The organism is Pseudomonas sp., from assembly GCF_041601375.1.
In the GTDB taxonomy this organism is placed as follows: Bacteria; Pseudomonadota; Gammaproteobacteria; order Pseudomonadales; family Pseudomonadaceae; genus Aquipseudomonas.
The window spans coordinates 1-18,145 of sequence record NZ_JBFIIG010000075.1; the positions used below are offsets into that span (position 1 = coordinate 1).

General features: G+C 64.2%; 15 protein-coding genes. 11 read left to right on the forward strand and 4 right to left on the reverse strand.

Annotated features, from left to right (window positions below):
- A partial coding sequence (locus ABZE94_RS11735) for a penicillin-binding transpeptidase domain-containing protein (RefSeq protein WP_372875698.1) occupies positions 1 to 1,230 on the forward strand: 1,230 nt, incomplete at its 5' end.
- Between the two features lie 129 nt (positions 1,231 to 1,359).
- Here the strand turns inward: ABZE94_RS11735 and ABZE94_RS11740 are convergent.
- The 4 genes from ABZE94_RS11740 to rpmE all read right to left on the reverse strand — a co-directional run bounded on the left by ABZE94_RS11740 (position 1,360) and on the right by rpmE (position 5,213).
- On the reverse strand, positions 1,360 to 2,628 hold the full coding sequence (locus ABZE94_RS11740; protein WP_372875699.1) for a malic enzyme-like NAD(P)-binding protein: 1,269 nt from the start codon (positions 2,626 to 2,628) through the stop codon (positions 1,360 to 1,362).
- 103 nt (positions 2,629 to 2,731) lie between these two features.
- On the reverse strand, positions 2,732 to 4,168 hold the full coding sequence (locus ABZE94_RS11745) for a M48 family metalloprotease (RefSeq protein ID WP_372875710.1): 1,437 nt from the start codon (positions 4,166 to 4,168) through the stop codon (positions 2,732 to 2,734).
- Positions 4,169 to 4,170: 2 nt separating this feature from the next.
- Entirely contained in the window at positions 4,171 to 4,971 is an 801-nt protein-coding gene (locus ABZE94_RS11750) for a thermonuclease family protein (protein WP_372875700.1), read from the reverse strand.
- A 26-nt stretch (positions 4,972 to 4,997) separates the two neighbouring features.
- On the reverse strand, positions 4,998 to 5,213 hold the full coding sequence (gene rpmE, locus ABZE94_RS11755) for a 50S ribosomal protein L31 (protein ID WP_238040374.1): 216 nt from the start codon (positions 5,211 to 5,213) through the stop codon (positions 4,998 to 5,000).
- Positions 5,214 to 5,380: 167 nt separating this feature from the next.
- On the opposite strand from rpmE, the gene ABZE94_RS11760 reads away from it, so the two are divergent.
- The 10 genes from ABZE94_RS11760 to ABZE94_RS11805 all read left to right on the forward strand — a co-directional run.
- Complete coding sequence (locus ABZE94_RS11760; protein WP_372875701.1) at positions 5,381 to 7,600, forward strand: primosomal protein N'; 2,220 nt, start codon at positions 5,381 to 5,383, stop codon at positions 7,598 to 7,600.
- 183 nt (positions 7,601 to 7,783) lie between these two features.
- Positions 7,784 to 9,517: an arginine--tRNA ligase gene (gene argS / locus ABZE94_RS11765; RefSeq protein WP_372875702.1), complete on the forward strand. Its 1,734-nt coding sequence runs from the start codon at positions 7,784 to 7,786 to the stop codon at positions 9,515 to 9,517.
- The gene (locus ABZE94_RS11770) at positions 9,518 to 10,204 is read left to right on the forward strand and encodes an SPOR domain-containing protein (RefSeq protein ID WP_372875703.1); all 687 of its coding nucleotides are present in this window, start codon (positions 9,518 to 9,520) and stop codon (positions 10,202 to 10,204) included.
- Between the two features lie 243 nt (positions 10,205 to 10,447).
- Positions 10,448 to 10,981, forward strand: coding sequence for an ATP-dependent protease subunit HslV (hslV, locus tag ABZE94_RS11775; protein ID WP_090501097.1), 534 nt, complete (start codon positions 10,448 to 10,450; stop codon positions 10,979 to 10,981).
- A gap of 27 nt (positions 10,982 to 11,008) precedes the next feature.
- Positions 11,009 to 12,349 carry an ATP-dependent protease ATPase subunit HslU gene (gene hslU, locus ABZE94_RS11780; protein WP_372875704.1) on the forward strand — a complete coding sequence of 447 codons (1,341 nt, stop codon included), beginning with the start codon at positions 11,009 to 11,011 and terminating at the stop codon, positions 12,347 to 12,349.
- A gap of 70 nt (positions 12,350 to 12,419) precedes the next feature.
- The gene (locus ABZE94_RS11785; protein ID WP_372875705.1) at positions 12,420 to 12,791 is read left to right on the forward strand and encodes a gamma-butyrobetaine hydroxylase-like domain-containing protein; all 372 of its coding nucleotides are present in this window, start codon (positions 12,420 to 12,422) and stop codon (positions 12,789 to 12,791) included.
- Between the two features lie 339 nt (positions 12,792 to 13,130).
- Complete coding sequence (gene phaC, locus ABZE94_RS11790; protein WP_372875706.1) at positions 13,131 to 14,810, forward strand: class II poly(R)-hydroxyalkanoic acid synthase; 1,680 nt, start codon at positions 13,131 to 13,133, stop codon at positions 14,808 to 14,810.
- A 152-nt stretch (positions 14,811 to 14,962) separates the two neighbouring features.
- Positions 14,963 to 15,820 carry a poly(3-hydroxyalkanoate) depolymerase gene (gene phaZ, locus ABZE94_RS11795; protein ID WP_372875707.1) on the forward strand — a complete coding sequence of 286 codons (858 nt, stop codon included), beginning with the start codon at positions 14,963 to 14,965 and terminating at the stop codon, positions 15,818 to 15,820.
- A gap of 251 nt (positions 15,821 to 16,071) precedes the next feature.
- Complete coding sequence (gene phaC / locus ABZE94_RS11800) at positions 16,072 to 17,754, forward strand: class II poly(R)-hydroxyalkanoic acid synthase (protein WP_372875708.1); 1,683 nt, start codon at positions 16,072 to 16,074, stop codon at positions 17,752 to 17,754.
- 76 nt (positions 17,755 to 17,830) lie between these two features.
- The coding region (locus ABZE94_RS11805) for a TetR/AcrR family transcriptional regulator (RefSeq protein ID WP_372875709.1) at positions 17,831 to 18,145 on the forward strand (315 nt) is incomplete at its 3' end.

Here is an 18,145-nt window from a genome sequence, read left to right on the forward strand (position 1 = left end):
CTGATTCGCGTGCAACGCCAGAACGATGGCAGCTTGCGCTTCGTCCAGCTACCGCAGGCGCAGAGCGCGCTGGTCTCACTTGACCCGCTTAACGGCGCGATCCGCGCACTGGTCGGCGGCTTCTCATTCGAACAAAGTAAATACAACCGCGCAGCACAAGCCAAGCGTCAGCCGGGCTCCAGCTTCAAGCCCTTCATCTATAGCGCCGCGCTGGACCGCGGCTACACGGCCGCGAGCCTGGTGAACGATGCGCCAATCGTGTTCGTCGACGAATACCTCGACCAGGGCTGGCGACCGAAAAACGACAACAACACCTTCCTGGGCCCGATTCGCCTGCGCGAGGCCCTGTATAGATCACGTAACCTGGTGTCGATTCGCCTGCTGCAAGCCATCGGCATCGACTACGCCCTGGATTACGTCAGCCGCTTTGGCTTCGACAAGCAAGATCTGCCGCGCAACCTGTCCCTGGCACTCGGCACCGCCAACCTGACGCCGCTGGAAGTGGCCGGCGGCTGGGCCGTGTTCGCCAACGGCGGCTATAAAACCCAGCCCTACCTGATCGAACGCATAGACAGTCGTTACGGCGAACCGCTGTTTATCGCCAACCCGGCGAGCACCCCGAAGGCCAGCAACACCTCAACCCTCGATGAAGCTGCCGCCGTTACCGCCACCGACAGCCACGCGACCACACCCGAGCAAGCGCTGGCCGCCAAACCCGTTGCCGCCGAACGCATCCTCGACGAGCGCACCGCCTATATCATGACCAGCATGCTGCAGGACGTGATCAAGCGCGGTACCGGGCGCAGAGCCCTGGCTCTGGGCCGCAATGATCTGGCCGGGAAAACCGGCACGACCAACGAGTCCAAGGATAGCTGGTTCTCCGGCTACAACGCCGATTACGTGACCACCGTGTGGGCCGGTTTCGATCAACCGGAAAGCCTCGGCAGGCATGAGTACGGCGGCACTGTCGCCCTGCCGATCTGGATGAGTTACATGGCCAGCGCCCTCAAAGACAGCCCCAGCCATGCCCCTGCGGAACCCAAAGGCCTGCTGACCCTGCGCATCGACCCCTATAGCGGTCGCGCTGCCGTGCCCGGCACCGTTGACGCCTACTTCGAACTGTTCAAGAGCGAAGACTCGCCGCCGCCAATGAGCGAATTGGAACCAGGCTTCCACGCGCCAGGCAGCCCGCTGCCCGCCGACGAGTCGGCGCCGATCGACTTGTTCTAGCGCAGCCGCGGAAAGAGGGGGCCGCCCCAGCGGCATCAAACCTTTGCCTTGGCTTTGACTTAAAGCTTACGGCTTATGCCTTGAACCCATAAAAAAACCCGCCGAAGCGGGTTTTTTTATGGCTGCGGCTTAGCCGTTGAACACATCATCCACCGAGGTCAGCGGATAGTGCTTCGGGTAGGGCAGCGTCGCCACGCCGCTTTCAATGGCGGCCTTGGCCACGGCATCGCAGACCACGGTGATCAGGCGTGGATCCATCGGCTTGGGAATGATGTACTCACGACCGAACGAAAGCTCGATGCCGCCGTAGGCGTCGCAGACTTCCTGCGACACCGGCAGCTTGGCCAGATCACGCAGGGCCAGGGCCGCGGCGATTTTCATCTCTTCGTTGATGCGAGTGGCGCGAACGTCCAAGGCACCGCGGAAGATGAACGGGAAGCCGAGAACGTTGTTGACCTGGTTCGGGTAGTCCGAGCGACCGGTGGCCATGATCACGTCGTTGCGTGCAGCATGGGCCAGTTCCGGAGCGATTTCCGGGTCAGGGTTGGAGCAGGCGAACACGATCGGGTTGGCCGCCATGCGCTGGAGGTCTTCCGCTGGGAGCAGATTGGCACCGGACAGACCGACGAACACATCGGCGCCCTCGAGCGCCTCGGACAGCGTGCGCTTGTCGGTTTCGGTGGCGAATATCGCCTTGTACTGGTTCAGGTCATCACGACCGGCATGGATTACGCCCTTGCGGTCGATCATGTAGATGTTTTCGACCTTGGCCCCCATGCTCACCAGCAGCTTCATGCAGGAAGTCGCCGCAGCGCCGGCGCCCAGACAGACGATCTGCGCCTGCTCCAGGGTCTTGCCGGCGATTTCCAGGGCGTTGAGCATGCCGGCGGCAGTGACGATGGCGGTCCCGTGCTGGTCATCGTGGAAAACCGGAATGTCGCACTGCTCGATCAAGGCGCGCTCGATCTCGAAGCACTCCGGCGCCTTGATGTCTTCCAGATTGATGCCACCGAAGGTGATGGAAATGCGCTTGACCGTATCGATGAAGGCTTGCGGGCTTTCGGCGTCGACTTCGATGTCGAACACGTCGATACCGGCGAAGCGCTTGAACAGCACGCCCTTGCCTTCCATAACCGGCTTGGACGCCAACGGACCGAGGTTGCCCAGGCCCAGAATCGCGGTGCCGTCGGAAATGACCGCGACCAGATTGCCCTTACCGGTGTAACGGTAAGCCAGTTCAGGGTCACGGGCGATTTCACGCACAGGCTCGGCAACACCCGGGCTGTAGGCCAGCGCCAGGTCGCGAGCAGTGGCAGTGGGCTTGGTCAGCTCGACGCTCAGCTTACCCGGACGGGGCTTGGCATGATATTCGAGAGCGGCGGTTTTCAAATCAGACATAGGGGCATTTCCGCTTTTTTGGCTGTTGAACAGGCAGGCGGCCGAGGATACGCAAGTTGTATACATCTGCACAAGACCGTTAAGTCTTGCCCGGATGACCTGACTAACGCACGACCTTGAGCCAGCTGCCAGGGGCCGGCTCACCTGCGGGATAGAGATTATTGAGCAGGCGCAAGGTCGCCTGGGCATCGCCCGGCAACTTGCTTTGCCTGGCCAGCGCCGCCATGCTCTGCCCGCTTCGCGCCTTGACCAGGTGCAGTCGCAGAGGCTCCGCCAGGAGTCGCTCGGCCGCGGTAAGCGGACGCAAGCTCTTGATCACCTTGAGAAAGGCGCCATCGTGGACGTCCAGCGTCGCGCGTCCGCGCACCGCCGCAACAAACAGGTAAGCCCGCGACCCCCGCAACAGCACCGCGACGCGCTTGGCGGCAGCGCCTGGAACGATAGCGCTGTAGCCCGACAACCCGGCCTGGCGCCATTCGCTCCCGGCCTCCAGACGCTGCCCGCCGACGCGCTGACGCAGCAGCTGAGCCGCGGAGAGGCGCTGGGGATTGGCCTGCTGGGTCATGGCGATAAAGGCCTGCTGATCGGCACTGTGACCGATCAGCGCATCAGGCCGATTGACCATGCTCCAGCCTTGCGGGAACGCCAGGGTCAAGTCCAGCTCGGCATGGTAGAAGTGCTGACCACGGCGCACCCCGCTGGCGGCGGAATCGCCAAATGGCAGCCCATTCAGGTGCTCGATAAAGGTCTCGCGATTGATTTCCTGCTGCCCGGTTGCCAGCGCCCGCGCCGGCCCCAGAACCTGCTGCAGACGCCGGTCATTATCCGGATGGGTATCGAATATGCCGTGATAGCCGCCCGCCGGCTGTGCCTGGCCGCGCCTGGCCGCCTGCTCACGAGCGAAGTCTTCCTGATTTTTCAGCACCCTGACCACTTCGCTCATCGCCTGCGGGTCATAGCCGCTGCGCGCCAGATACTGGGCACCCAAACCATCGGCCTCCAGCTCCATGTCGCGGCCATAGCCACGCACGAAGGCACTGCCCAGGACACTGGTCAGGTCGGCTGCCGCTCCGACACCGGTGCCAATGGCCAGCGCCTGACCGAGAAAGCTCCAGGCACTCGACTGACTTTGCTGCTGCACGCCGTGCCGCGCGGTGACATGCCCGATCTCGTGCCCCAATACCGCGGCCAGCTCGGCTTCCGAATTGAGGTAGGCCAGCAGCCCGCGGTGAATATAGATATAGCCGCCCGGCAGGGCGAAGGCGTTGATATCCGGGCTATCGACCACGGTGAATTGGTAATCGAGCTGGCTGCGATGACTGTGCCTGGCCACTCGCTCGCCGACCTGCTGGACATAGGCCTGCAGTTTCTCGTCGGCATAACGGGGGTATTGCTTGAGGATTTCCTGGCTGTAGCGCCGCCCGAGATCCAGCTCCTGTCGCTCACTCATCATCACGAAATTGCTGCGCCCGGTGGCGGGGTTGACCGCGCAACCGCTCAGTTGCCCGAGCACCAGCAGCCCAACCGCCCAATAACGCAGGTTCAAGGCAGCACCTCCAGCATCGCTTCATGAGTCACGGGCAACATCCAGCGTGCCTGTCCCGGTTTTACTCCCGCGCGGCGGGAGCGGTCAATCACCCAGCCCCGGGCTTCGACCCGGCGCCCAGCCAAGCCTTGCAAGCGGCGCCAATCGAAGCCATCCAGTGCCTGCGGTGGCACACGCAGGACCAGCGAATCCCCCAACTCCAGCCAGACCCCACCGCGGTTGCGCTCGACCCGCTCGACCCGGCCCTCGATCAGGGCAAAACCGCCGCGACTCAACTGCCCGGGCATCTGTACCGGCGAACGCCGCCAGAGGCCGACGCGCGACTGCCGTGCCAGCCGCTCGGCTGCCTGCTGGCACTCGACCAGCGCCACATTGGGGGCAATCGCCACCAGGTAGCCCAGCCCTTCGGCCAGCAGTTGCGCTTCGAGGTTACGCCCCCTGGCGTCGTAGGCATGGGCCAGGGTGCGTCCGTAGTGATCCTTTGGCTCACGGCCAAGTTGCAAACCGACCCGCCCGTCATTGGCCGCCACCAGCTCGCTCAAGCGGCGGCGCGCGGCCTCGGCAAAGGGTTCGGCGCTGCGCCCATCACGTCCGAGTTCAGGGCTGTTCAACCCGATCAAGCGCACACTGCGGCCATCCTGCAGGCGCAAGGTGTCGCCATCGACGATGCGCTGCACGCCGAAGCTCGGCAATTGGCCGGGCTCCGGACAGAACGCCTGGGCGGAAGTCAGGCAAAACGCGGACACAAAAAAGGCGCCCACCAGGGACGCCTTTTTCAGTAGCGAAGAACCACCCATCAGGGCACCCGTCGCTGCGCGCAAACTTACTGCTTGGCGCCAAACATGCCGAAACGCTGCTTGAAGCGATCGACGCGGCCGCCGGTATCCAGCATTTTCTGCTTGCCGGTGTAGAACGGGTGGCACTCGTTGCACACGTCCAGGCTCAGTGGCTTGGCCAGGGTGGAGCGAGTTTCGATCACGTTGCCACAGCTGCAGGTAGCAGTGAGGGCTTCGTAGTTCGGATGGATATCGGCTTTCATGGTGTATTCCTCGGGGCTGACATGCCGCCACCCGACACTATTGTCGAGTACCGCACTGAATTAGGCCGGGGATGATACCAGAGCCCAGCCACGACGCAAGCCACCGCGACACCGGCCGTCGCCGGGCCGCGTGCTAAGATCGCGCCCTTCTACTTGGAGCCTACCGCGTGCCCGACGCCATTCTGCGCATCGCTCTGCCCTCGCCGCTGCGCCGCCTGTTCGACTACCGTGCGCCGCCCGGAGTACCGCGCAGCGCCCTGCAACCAGGCGCACGGCTGCGCGTACCCTTTGGCCGGCGTGAGCTGATCGGCATTCTGATCGAGGTAACGGCGCACAGCGAGGTCCCCGCAGACAAGCTCAAGCCCGCGCTGCAACTGCTCGACGCCCAATCACCGCTGCCGCCGGCGCTGTTCAAGCTGTGCATGTGGACGGCGCAGTATTACCAGCACAGCCTGGGCGACACCCTCAGCTGGGCACTGCCGGTATTGCTGCGCCAGGGCGAGCCGGCGGAAGTTCGCCAGGAGCGTTTCTGGCACCTGGCCGAAGGAGCCCAGCTGGATGACCCGCGCCTGGCCCGCGCGCCGCGTCAGCGCGAGGCCCTGCGAACCATCGCCCAACACCCGCACGGCGTCGCTCATCAGTTGCTTGGCCAGTTGCAACTGAACAGGGAAAGCCTGGGCCTGCTACACGAGAAGGGCCTGCTGCGCATCGAGATACGCCGGCATGCCGCCAGCGAACGCCACCGCAACTGGCTGGCGGAACCGGAACTGCCCCTGAACCCGGAGCAGCGCGCGGCAGCCGAAGCCATTCGCACCGGCTTCGGCCGTTTCAATGCCTTCCTGCTCGCCGGAGTGACCGGCAGCGGCAAGACCGAGGTCTACCTGCAACTGATCCGCGAGACCCTGGAAGCCGGCAAGCAGGCCCTGATCCTGATCCCCGAGATCAACCTAGGCCCGCAGACCCTGGCGCGCTTCGAGCGCCGTTTCAACGCGCGGATCGCCCTGCTCCACTCCGGGGTCAACGACCGCGAACGCCTGGACGCCTGGCTGGCCGCCCGCGACGGCGAGGCCGACATCATCATCGGCACCCGTTCGGCGCTGTTCACCCCGATGCAGCGCCCCGGCCTGATCATCATCGACGAAGAGCATGACGCCTCCTACAAGCAGCAAGAGGGCCTGCGCTACCATGCCCGCGACCTGGCCGTGGTGCGGGCGCACCAGGAAAACATTCCGATCCTGCTCGGCTCGGCCACCCCCTCCATGGAAAGCCTGCACAACGCCCGCAGCGGCCGTTACGCCATGCTGCACCTGCACCAGCGCGCCGGCGGCGCCCAGCAACCGCGCTTCTTGCGCCTGGACGTGAAAAGCCGGCCACTCGATTCCGGCATCTCCGCGCCCATGCAGCAGGCCATCGCCCAGACCCTGGCGGCCGGCCAGCAGGTCCTGGTGTTTCTCAACCGTCGCGGCTTCGCCCCGACCCTGCTCTGCCACGACTGCGGCTGGCTGTCGGAATGCCCGCGTTGCGACGCGCGGATGACCGTGCACCAGCGCTCCGGCGAATTGCGTTGCCATCACTGCGGGCATGTCGAACGCCAGCCGAGCAACTGCCCGACCTGCAACAACGTCGACCTGCGCCCGGTCGGCGCCGGCACCGAGCGCGCCGAAGAGCGCCTGGGCATTCTTTTCCCGCAGGTTCCGGTGTTGCGCGTGGACCGCGACAGCACCTCGCGCAAGGAGGCCATGACCACCCTGTTCAACACCGTGCAGCGCGGCGAGCCGTGCATCCTGGTCGGCACCCAGATGCTCGCCAAGGGCCACCACTTTCCCCGCGTGACCCTGGTGGCGATCCTGGATGCCGACGGCGGGCTGTTCTCCGCCGACTTTCGCGCCAGCGAGCGCATGGCCCAGTTGATCGTCCAGGTCGCCGGCCGCGCCGGCCGCGCCGAGGAACCCGGCAAGGTGATCATCCAGAGCCACCTGGCCGACCATCCGTTACTGGTGCAGCTGACCGAACAGGGTTACTTCGCCTTCGCCGAGCAAGCCCTCAGCGAACGCCGCAGCGCCGGCCTGCCGCCGTTCTGCCACCTGGCCCTGCTGCGCGCCGAAGCGCACAAGCCGGGACAGGCCGAAGGTTTTCTCGAGCAGGCCTGCAGCGAAGCCGAACTGTTAGTGAACGAACTCAAGCTAAGCGGCATCGAACTGCTCGGCCCGGTACCAGCACCGATGGAACGTCGCGCCGGCCGTTACCGCGCCCAACTGCTGGTGCAAGCCAACGCCCGCGCGCCACTGCACCGCCTGCTCAGCAGCTGGATGCTGGCCCTGGAACAGATGCCCGGCGGGCGCGCGGTACGCTGGTCGCTGGACGTCGACCCGATAGATTTATTCTGAAGTAGGGTGCGCCGTGCGCACCATTGGCACACAGGCAGGTAGTGCGCACGGCGCACCCTACACAGCTTTTACCTGCCGCTTATGACATGCCGCTTGAAGCTGCGCCCTCCGGGCGTCGATAATGCCCAGTTTTCCACCTGCGCCTTCGCGCGCCGCCGCTGACAACGGCCGACCGAGCAGACCATGAAAGACAGCATTCGCCACCTGATCCAGCAAGCCCTGACCCGCCTGACGACCGAAGGCGTGCTGCCCGAGGGCCTGAGCCCGGCGATCCAGGTGGAGAACACCAAGGACAAGAGCCACGGCGATTTCGCCAGCAATATCGCCCTGATGCTGGCCAAGCCGGCCGCCATGAAGCCGCGCGACCTGGCGCAAAAGCTGATCGCCGCACTGCCCAGCGATGAACGGATCAGCAAGGTCGAAATCGCCGGCCCGGGCTTTCTCAACTTCTACCAGAACAGCCAAGCCCTGGCCGACCGCCTCGACGCCCTGCTGGCCGATGCCAAGCTCGGCGTGCGCAAGGCCGGCAAGCCGCAGACCGTGGTGGTCGACCTGTCGTCGCCGAACCTGGCCAAGGAAATGCACGTCGGCCACCTGCGCTCTACCATCATCGGCGACGCCGTGGCACGGGTGTTGGAGTTCCTCGGCGACAACGTGATCCGGCAGAACCACGTCGGCGACTGGGGCACCCAGTTCGGCATGCTGCTGGCCTTTATGGAAGCCAACCCGGCTGCCGCCGAGAGCGAGCTGGCCGACCTGGAAGGCTTCTACCGCGCGGCGAAGAAATGCTTCGACGACTCCGCCGAGTTCGCTGCGCGCGCCCGCGAACTGGTGGTCCAGCTGCAAGCCGGCGAAGCCGAGTGCCTGCGCCTGTGGCACCGCTTCAACGAAATTTCCCTGTCGCACTGCCAGCAGGCCTACGACCGCCTGGGCGTCAAGCTGAGCCCGGCCGACGTCAAGGGCGAGAGCGCCTACAACGCCGAACTGCCGGGCATCATCGACGCCCTGCGCGACCAGGGCCTGCTCAGCGAGAGCGACGGCGCCCAGTGCGTATTCATGGACGAGTTCAAGAACGCCGAAGGCAATCCGCTGCCGGTGATCGTGCAGAAGGCCGGCGGCGGCTACCTCTACGCGACCACCGACCTGGCCGCCATGCGTTACCGCAGCCAGCAGCTCAAGGCCGATCGCGCGCTCTACTTCGTCGACCAGCGCCAGGCCCTGCACTTCCAGATGGCCTTCGAAGTGGCGCGCCGCGCCGGCTTCGTGCATGACGGCATGCAACTCGAACACATGGGCTTCGGCACCATGAACGGCGCCGACGGCCGCCCGTTCAAGACCCGCGATGGCGGCACGGTCAAATTGATCGACCTGCTCGACGAGGCCGAAGAACGTGCCTACAGCCTGGTCAAGGGCAAGAACCCGGACCTGGATGAGCGCGAGCTGCGCGGCATCGCCCACGCCGTCGGCATCGGCGCGGTGAAGTACGCCGACCTGTCCAAGCACCGTACCAGCGACTACAGCTTCAACTTCGAGCAGATGCTCAGCTTCGAGGGCAACACCGCACCCTACCTGCTGTACGCCTACACCCGGGTCGCCAGCGTGTTCCGCAAACTCGGCAACAGCAACATCGAGGGGCGGATCATTCTCGCGGCCGAACAGGAGCTGGCCCTGGCCGGCAAACTGGCGCAATTCGGCGAAGTGCTGAACAACGTCGCCGACAAAGGCGTACCGCACCTGCTCTGTGCCTATCTGTACGACGTGGCCGGTTTGTTCTCCAGCTTCTACGAGCATTGCCCGATCCTCAGCGCCGAGGACCAGGCCACCCAACAGAGCCGCCTGCGTCTGGCCGCCCTGACCGGGCGCACGCTCAAGCAGGGCCTGGAACTGCTCGGCCTGGAAACCCTGGAGCGCATGTAAATGGCGGCGCGCAAGAAACCACCGGCCAAACGCGGCGCCAGCCGCTACAAGGCACCGGCGAAGCAACCGGTGCCAGGCTGGATCTGGCTGGCCTGCGGCCTGGTCGTCGGCGTGTTCGTCATGCTGCTGATGAACCTGCAGCCCGGTGGCGACGCGATCAAACGCAACAAGGCCGAGACCGCGCGCGCCAGCAGCCAGGCAAAGCCGAAACCCGCCACGCAGGAACCGGTCAAGCCCAAGTACGACTTCTACACCCTGCTGCCCGAGTCGGAAGTCATAGTGCCGGCGGAAACCCTGCCGCCACCCGCGCCCGCACAACCAGCGGTGACCCCGGCAGAAGCGGCGAAGATCGACGCGGCGCGCGCCCTGGCCGCACTCAACGGCGAAACCCCGCCGCCCGCACCGCCCGTAGCTCCGGCGCCCCCTACGGCGCAGGCGCCACTCAGCAGCCAATTCTTCCTCCAGGCCGGCTCGTTCCGGCGCAAGGACGATGCGGAAAGCCTGCGTGCGCAGATCATCCTGCTCGGCCAGGACGTGCGCGTGGAATCCGGCAGGGTGCGCGAAGAAACCTGGTACCGCGTACTGGTCGGCCCCTTCGCCAACCGCGAGCAACTCGCGGTCTCGCAAAAAGCCCTGTCTGCCAACGGCTTCAGCAATCTGCTCCTGCAGCAACGGCAGAGCCGCTGAGCCTCACCTCGACCGGCTCGCCAGGAGCCGGTCGACGCCTTTCCTCAGCGCTTGTGAACATATCGAGCGTCGTAATAGGCGAGCATTTTTTCACCACCTATCCCCAGCCTCGGCAATCTGCTGTTACAGCCACGGCCACGCCGTTTGGTCGAGAATCGGTGGTCACCGGTTGAAAAGCAGCCTGCGCTCCCCCATTTGAGTTTGCATTGGGCATTTTCGCCCCGCTGCGTGGAGACTCTCCCCTTGACCACCATCGTTTCAGTACGCCGCCACGGCAAAGTCGTCATGGGCGGCGACGGCCAGGTTTCCCTCGGCAACACCGTGATGAAAGGCAATGCGAAAAAGGTTCGCCGCCTCTATCACGGTCAGGTATTGGCCGGTTTTGCCGGCGCTACCGCGGATGCCTTCACCCTGTTCGAACGCTTCGAAGGCAAGCTGGAGAAACACCAGGGCCACCTGGTACGCGCCGCCGTCGAACTGGCCAAGGACTGGCGTACCGACCGCTCGCTGAGCCGCCTGGAAGCCATGCTCGCAGTGGCCAACAAGGATGCCTCGCTGATCATCACCGGCAATGGCGATGTGGTGGAACCGGAGCACGGCCTGATCGCCATGGGCTCCGGTGGCGGCTTCGCCCAGGCGGCGGCCCTGGCCTTGCTGGAGAACACCGAGCAGATGTCGGCCCACGAAATCGCGGAAAAGGCGTTGAACATTGCCGCGTCCATCTGTGTCTTCACCAATCAGAATCTGACTATCGAGGAACTGGACTCGGCCATCTGAGCCGATTTCCGTTCGGAGCCGCCTGCCATGTCCATGACCCCCCGCGAAATCGTGCACGAACTCAACCGCCACATCATCGGCCAGGACGACGCCAAGCGCGCCGTGGCCATCGCCCTGCGCAACCGCTGGCGGCGCATGCAGCTGCCGCTGGAGCTGCGCGCCGAAGTGACGCCGAAGAACATCCTGATGATCGGTCCGACCGGGGTCGGCAAGACCGAGATCGCCCGCCGCCTGGCCAAACTGGCCGGCGCACCCTTCATCAAGGTCGAAGCGACCAAGTTCACCGAAGTCGGCTACGTCGGCCGCGATGTCGAATCGATCATTCGCGATCTGGCCGATGCGGCGGTGAAAATGCTCCGCGAACAGGAGATGATCAAGGTCCGTCATCGCGCCGAGGACGCCGCCGAAGAACGCATCCTCGATGCCCTGCTGCCGCCACCACGCGCCGGCTTCAACGAAGACCCGACGCCGAGCAGCGATTCCAATACCCGCCAACTGTTCCGCAAGCGCCTGCGCGAAGGCCTGCTGGATGACAAGGACATCGACATCGAGGTGGCCGAAAGCCCGGCCGGTATCGAGATCATGACCCCGCCGGGCATGGAAGAGATGACCAGTCAGTTGCAGAACCTGTTCTCCAACATGGGCAAGGGCAAGAAGAAGAACCGCACGCTCAAGGTCAAGGAAGCGCTGAAGCTGGTGCGCGACGAAGAGGCCGCGCGCCTGGTCAACGAGGAAGAGCTGAAAGCCAAGGCCCTGGAAGCCGTGGAGCAGAACGGCATCGTCTTCATCGACGAGATCGACAAGGTCGCCAAGCGTGGCAACGTCGGCGGCGCCGACGTCTCCCGCGAAGGCGTGCAGCGCGACCTGCTGCCGCTGATCGAAGGCTGCACGGTCAACACCAAGCTGGGCATGATCAAGACCGACCACATCCTGTTCATCGCCTCTGGCGCCTTCCACCTGAGCAAACCGAGCGACCTGGTGCCGGAACTGCAAGGTCGCCTGCCGATCCGTGTCGAACTCAAGGCGCTGTCGCCGGAAGATTTCGAGCGCATCCTCACCGAACCGCACGCCTCGCTGACCGAGCAGTACATTGCCCTGCTCAATACCGAGGGCTTGACCATCGAGTTCGCCGCAGACGGTATCAAACGGCTCGCCGAGATCGCCTGGCAGGTCAACGAGAAGACCGAGAATATCGGGGCGCGACGCCTGCACACCCTGCTCGAACGCCTGCTCGAAGAGGTGTCCTTCAGCGCCGGCGACCTGGCGGCCCAGCACGACGAGAAACCGATCCGCATCGATGCGGACTACGTCAACGACCACCTCGGCGAACTGGCCATGGACGAAGACCTCTCGCGCTATATTCTTTAAAAAAGCAGCCTGCAGGAGCGAGGAGGACGCCTAGCCCTTGCTCCTACACCAACCCCTTGCGGAACCCGCCATGCACATTCCCAGCGCCGTCAAACTGCACAAGGCATCGCGAACCCTGGAACTGCAGTACCCCAGTGAAAGCTACAGCCTGACCGCCGAGTTCCTTCGCGTGCACTCGCCCTCGGCCGAGGTACAAGGCCATGGCAAGCCGATCCTGCAGACTGGCAAGCTGCACGTCGCACTGAGCGGCGTCGAGCCGGCCGGTAATTACGCCCTGAAGCTCTGTTTCGACGATGGCCACGACAGCGGGCTGTTCACCTGGGACTACCTGTATGAACTGGCCACTCATAAGGATCGCTTATGGGCCGACTACCTGGCCGCGCTCGCCGCTGCCGGAAAATCCCGCGACCCCGACGAGTCCATGGTCAAGCTGATGCTCTAGCCAAAGAGACAAACTAAAGCTCTCCTCCTGCTCCAGCCGCCTGCAACGGGCGGCCGGGGCCATACTCGAGCCCTGCCCCCGCAGAGGTTAGAGCGCACTTTCTAATCTATCTCGGCATACTCCCCCCACATTTGCCCAGATCGCGGCAAGCTTGCGCAAATCAACAAACTCGGGTAACCAAGGAACTGGCAGGTTCCCTGCATCTGACCCACGTCAGGTGCATAGTGAGATGCGGATCAGTTCCGCCCCCTCGGCAACCCGAGCAATACCCGGCCTAGTCCCGTGTCGCCTTGCACAGCAACACGCCGGTATTCGTCTCAGGACAATGGAGCGTCGTAGATGTCTGAAAAAAGCACTGATGACCTGAAACACCAAGCTTCAGAGAACACCCTCGGCCTGAATCCGATCGTCGGCATCCAGAGCAAAGACCTGCTGACCTCGGCGCGCACGGTGCTCACCCAGGCCATCCGGCAACCGATTCACAGCGCCAAACACGTCGCTCATTTCGCCGTGGAACTGAAGAACGTGCTGTTTGGCACGTCCGAGTTGCAGCCCGACAGTGGCGACCGCCGCTTCGCTGACCCGGCCTGGAGCCAGAACCCGCTGTACAAACGCTACCTGCAGACTTACCTGGCCTGGCGCAAGGAACTGCACGACTGGGTCGAACAGAGCAACCTGTCGGAACAGGATGCCAGCCGTGGCCACTTCGTCATCTCCCTGATGACCGATGCCATGGCGCCGAGCAACAGCATGGCCAACCCGGCGGCGGTCAAACGCTTCTTCGAAACCGGCGGCAAGAGCCTGCTCGATGGCCTGTCGCACCTGGCCAAGGACATCGTCAATAACGGCGGCATGCCCAGCCAGGTCAACATGACGGCCTTCGAGGTCGGCAAGAGCCTGGCCACCACCGAAGGCGCGGTGGTGTTCAGCAATAGCGTGTTGGAGCTGATCCAGTACAAGCCGATCACCGAGCAGGTGCTGGAGCGCCCGCTGCTGGTGGTGCCACCGCAGATCAACAAGTTCTATGTGTTCGACCTGTCGCCGGACAAGAGCCTGGCGCGCTTTCTGTTGCGCAGCGGCGTGCAGACCTTCGTGGTCAGCTGGCGCAACCCGACCAAGGCGCACCGCGAGTGGGGCCTGTCGAGCTATATCGAAGCGCTCAAGGAAGCTATCGAGGCGGTCATCGCGATCACCGGCAGCAAAGACATCAACATGCTCGGCGCCTGCTCCGGCGGCCTGACCACCGCCTCGCTGCTCGGCCACTACGCGGCGCTTGGCGAGCACAAGGTACATGCCCTGAACCTGCTGGTCAGCGTGCTGGACACCCAACTGGACACCCAGGTTGCGCTGTTCGCCGACGAGAAGACCCTGGAAATGGCCAAGCGCCGCTCCTACCAGGCCGGCGTCATCGAAGGCAGCGACATGGCCAAGGTGTTCGCCTGGATGCGCCCCAACGACCTGATCTGGAACTACTGGGTCAACAACTACCTGCTCGGCAACGAACCGCCGGTGTTCGATATCCTCTACTGGAACAACGACACCACGCGCCTGCCCGCCGCGCTGCACGGCGAGTTCATCGACATGTTCAAGACCAACCCGCTGGTCCGCCCCGGCGGCCTGGAAGTCTGCGGCACGCCGATCGACCTCAAACAGGTCACCTGCGACGTGTTCTTCCTCGCCGGCACCACCGACCACATCACCCCCTGGGAGGCCTGCTACAAGTCGGCCCACCTGTTTGGCGGCAAGTGCGAATTCGTGCTGTCCAACAGCGGGCATATCCAGAGCATTCTCAACCCGCCGGGCAACCCCAAGGGCCGCTACATGACCAACTCGGAAATGCCGCGCGACCCGAAAGACTGGCAGGCCGGCTCGACCAAACACACCGATTCCTGGTGGCTGTACTGGCAAAAGTGGCTGACCGAGCGTTCCGGTCCCAGCAAAAAAGCACCGACCAAGCTGGGCAACAAACAGTTCCCGCCGGGCGAGCCAGCGCCTGGAACCTACGTACACGAGCGCTGATCGACTGTGCCCTGCGCCCTGCGCAGCATTGCCCGCGGCACCTGGAAGTGTCGCTCGCCCAACCGGCAGATCCGCCGAGTGGGCGACCAGGTTTGTTCTGGGAGTGACCGGGACGGTCTCTCCCAGTGTTTTCATTCATAGGGCCTGCGCGCATGTCGTTACCTTTCGTATTCCGCACCATCGACCTGGATGGCCAAACCATCCGTACCGCCGTTCGTCCCGGCACCGGAAAGATGGCGCCGCTGCTGATTTTCAATGGCATCGGCGCCAACCTGGAACTGGTCATGCCCTTCGTTCGGGCGCTCGACAGCGATCTCGAAGTGATCGCCTTCGACGTCCCCGGCGTCGGTGGCTCCTCGACCCCCAGCACCCCATTCCGCTTCTCTGGTCTGGCCAAACTGGCAGCGCGCATGCTCGATTACCTGGACTACGGCCAGGTCAATGTGATCGGCGTGTCCTGGGGCGGCGCCCTGGCGCAACAGTTCGCCCATGACTACCCGGAACGCTGCAAGAAGCTGGTGCTGGCCGCCACCTCGGCCGGTGCGGTGATGGTGCCGGGCAAGCCCCGGGTACTCTGGCGCATGGCCAGCCCACGGCGCTATGTGCAGCCGTCCTATGGCGTGCAGATCGCCCCGGACATCTATGGTGGCGCCTTCCGCCGCGATCCCAAGCTGGCCCTGGCACACGCCAGCAAGGTGCGCTCGGGCGGCAAGATGGGCTACTACTGGCAGCTGTTCGCCGGCATTGGCTGGACCAGCATCCACTGGCTGCACAAGATCCGCCAACCGACCCTGGTGCTGGCCGGCGACGACGATCCACTGATCCCGCTGATCAACATGCGCCTGCTGGCCTGGCGTATCCCGAATTCCGATCTGCACGTAATCGACGACGGCCACCTGTTCCTGGTGACCCGCGCCGGAGTCGTGGCACCGATCATCATGAAATTCCTCGCCGAAGAGCGCCAGCGCGCAGTGATGCACCCCCACCCCGTACCCGCTCGCCAACAATGACCCGTACCGGGCGCAGATGAAAACCCTCGCCCACAGCGGCCGACAGAGTCAGGCTCACCGAGCCGCGTGGGGCACCAACGGTGTCGGCGCGCCCCATATCGGTGCAGGCTCGCAGGTTATGACACTTGGTTACTCAATCTGTCATATGCCCGGGAACAACCTGCGCTAGTCTAGGTGGCGAAGCCACAGCCTCTTGGTACAAGCCTTGCTGTACTGCTCCCTGATCACGGATAGTTTTGGAGTGTCGTCCCATGCGCAAACAAGTCCCGGTACGCAGCCTTTCGGCCCCGGCCGGCTCGATGAATGCCCAGAGTGCTGTCGCGGGCCTGCGCGCCAGAGACATGTTTTCCACCCTGCGTGGCCTGGCCTTGCAGGGCTTGCGCCAGCCGGTTCACAGCGCCCGACACGCGCTAGCCCTGGGCGGACAACTGGGTCGCGTACTGCTCGGTGACACGCCGCACCAGGTCAACCCGAAGGATTCGCGTTTTGCCGATCCGACCTGGCACCTCAACCCGTTCTATCGCCGCGGCCTGCAGGCCTACCTGGCCTGGCAACACCAGCTGGGCAGCTGGATCGAGGAAAGCGACATGAGCGCCGACGACCGCAGCCGTGCGCGCTTCGTCGTCAGCATCCTCGGCGATGCCCTGTCCCCCAGCAATACCCTGCTCAACCCATTGGCGCTCAAGGAACTGTTCAACACTGGCGGCAGCAGCGTACTCAAAGGCCTGGGCCACCTGCTCGACGACCTGTTGCACAACGACGGCCTGCCCAGCCAGGTCAACAAGCAGGCCTTCGAAGTCGGCCGCAGCCTGGCCGCCACGCCCGGCGCGGTGGTGTTCCGCAATGAACTGCTGGAACTGATCCAGTACAAGCCGATGAGCGAAAAGCAGTACCTGCGCCCCCTGCTGATCGTGCCGCCGCAGATCAACAAGTACTACATCTTCGACCTGTCACCCGACAAGAGTTTCGTCCAGTACGCCCTGAAGAACGGCCTGCAGGTATTCGTGGTGAGCTGGCGCAACCCGACCAAGGCGCACCGCGAGTGGGGCCTGTCGAGCTATGTACAGGCGGCCGAGGAAGCCATCGATGTCTGCCGGGCGATCAGCGCCAGCAAGGATGTCAACCTGCTCGGCGCCTGCGCCGGCGGCCTGACCATCGCCGCCCTGCAGGGGCATCTGCAAGCCAAGCGGCAGCTGCGCAAAGTCGCCAGCGCCACCTATCTGGTCAGCCTGCTGGACAGTCAGCTCGACAGCCCGGCCATGCTCTTCGCCGATGAAAAAACCCTGGAGGCGGCCAAGCGCCGCTCCTATCAGCAAGGCGTACTGGACGGCCGCGACATGGCCAGGGTGTTCGCCTGGATGCGCCCCAACGACCTGATCTGGAACTACTGGATCAACAACTACCTGCTCGGCAAGCAACCCCCGGCCTTCGACATTCTCTACTGGAACAACGACACCACCCGCCTGCCGGCCGCCCTGCATCGCGATCTGATCGACTTCTTCAAATACAACCCGCTGATCCGTGCCGGCGGCCTGGAAATCTGCGGCACCGCGGTCGACCTGCGCAAGGTCACGGTCGACAGCTTCAACGTCGCCGGAATCAACGACCACATCACCCCCTGGGACGCGGTCTATCGCTCGAGCCTGCTGATCGGCGGCAACAAGCGCTTCATCCTGTCCAACAGCGGGCACATCCAGAGCATCCTCAATCCACCGGGCAACCCCAAGGCCAACTACCTCGAGAGCGGCAAGCTCAGCGGCGACCCGCGCGCCTGGTACCACGATGCGCAGCGGCACGACGGTAGCTGGTGGCCGCAGTGGCTGAGCTGGATCCAGGCGCACGCCGGCGAGCAACGCGAGCCCCTGGTAGCCCTGGGCAATCCGCATTACCCGGCGCTGGAAGCGGCGCCCGGTACCTATGTGCATGTGCGTTAACAGCCTAGCGAGCACTGGCCGAAGCCACCTTCGGCCGGTTAGCTTCCAGCCTCCCCTGCCAGCATAAGAAGACCGGATGAAAACCCGCGACCGTATCCTCGAATGTGCGCTGATGCTGTTCAACCAGCAAGGCGAACCGAACGTCTCCATCCTGGAGATCGCCAATGAACTGGGGATCAGCCCCGGCAACCTGTACTACCACTTCCACGGCAAGGAGCCCCTGATTCTCGGCCTGTTCGAGCGCTTCCAGGCGGAACTGGCGCCACTGCTCAACCCTCCAGACGACGCACGCCTGGATGTCGAGGACTACTGGCTGTTCCTGCACCTGATCGTCGAGCGCCTGGCGCACTACCGCTTCCTGTTCCAGGACCTGTCCAACCTGGCCGGGCGC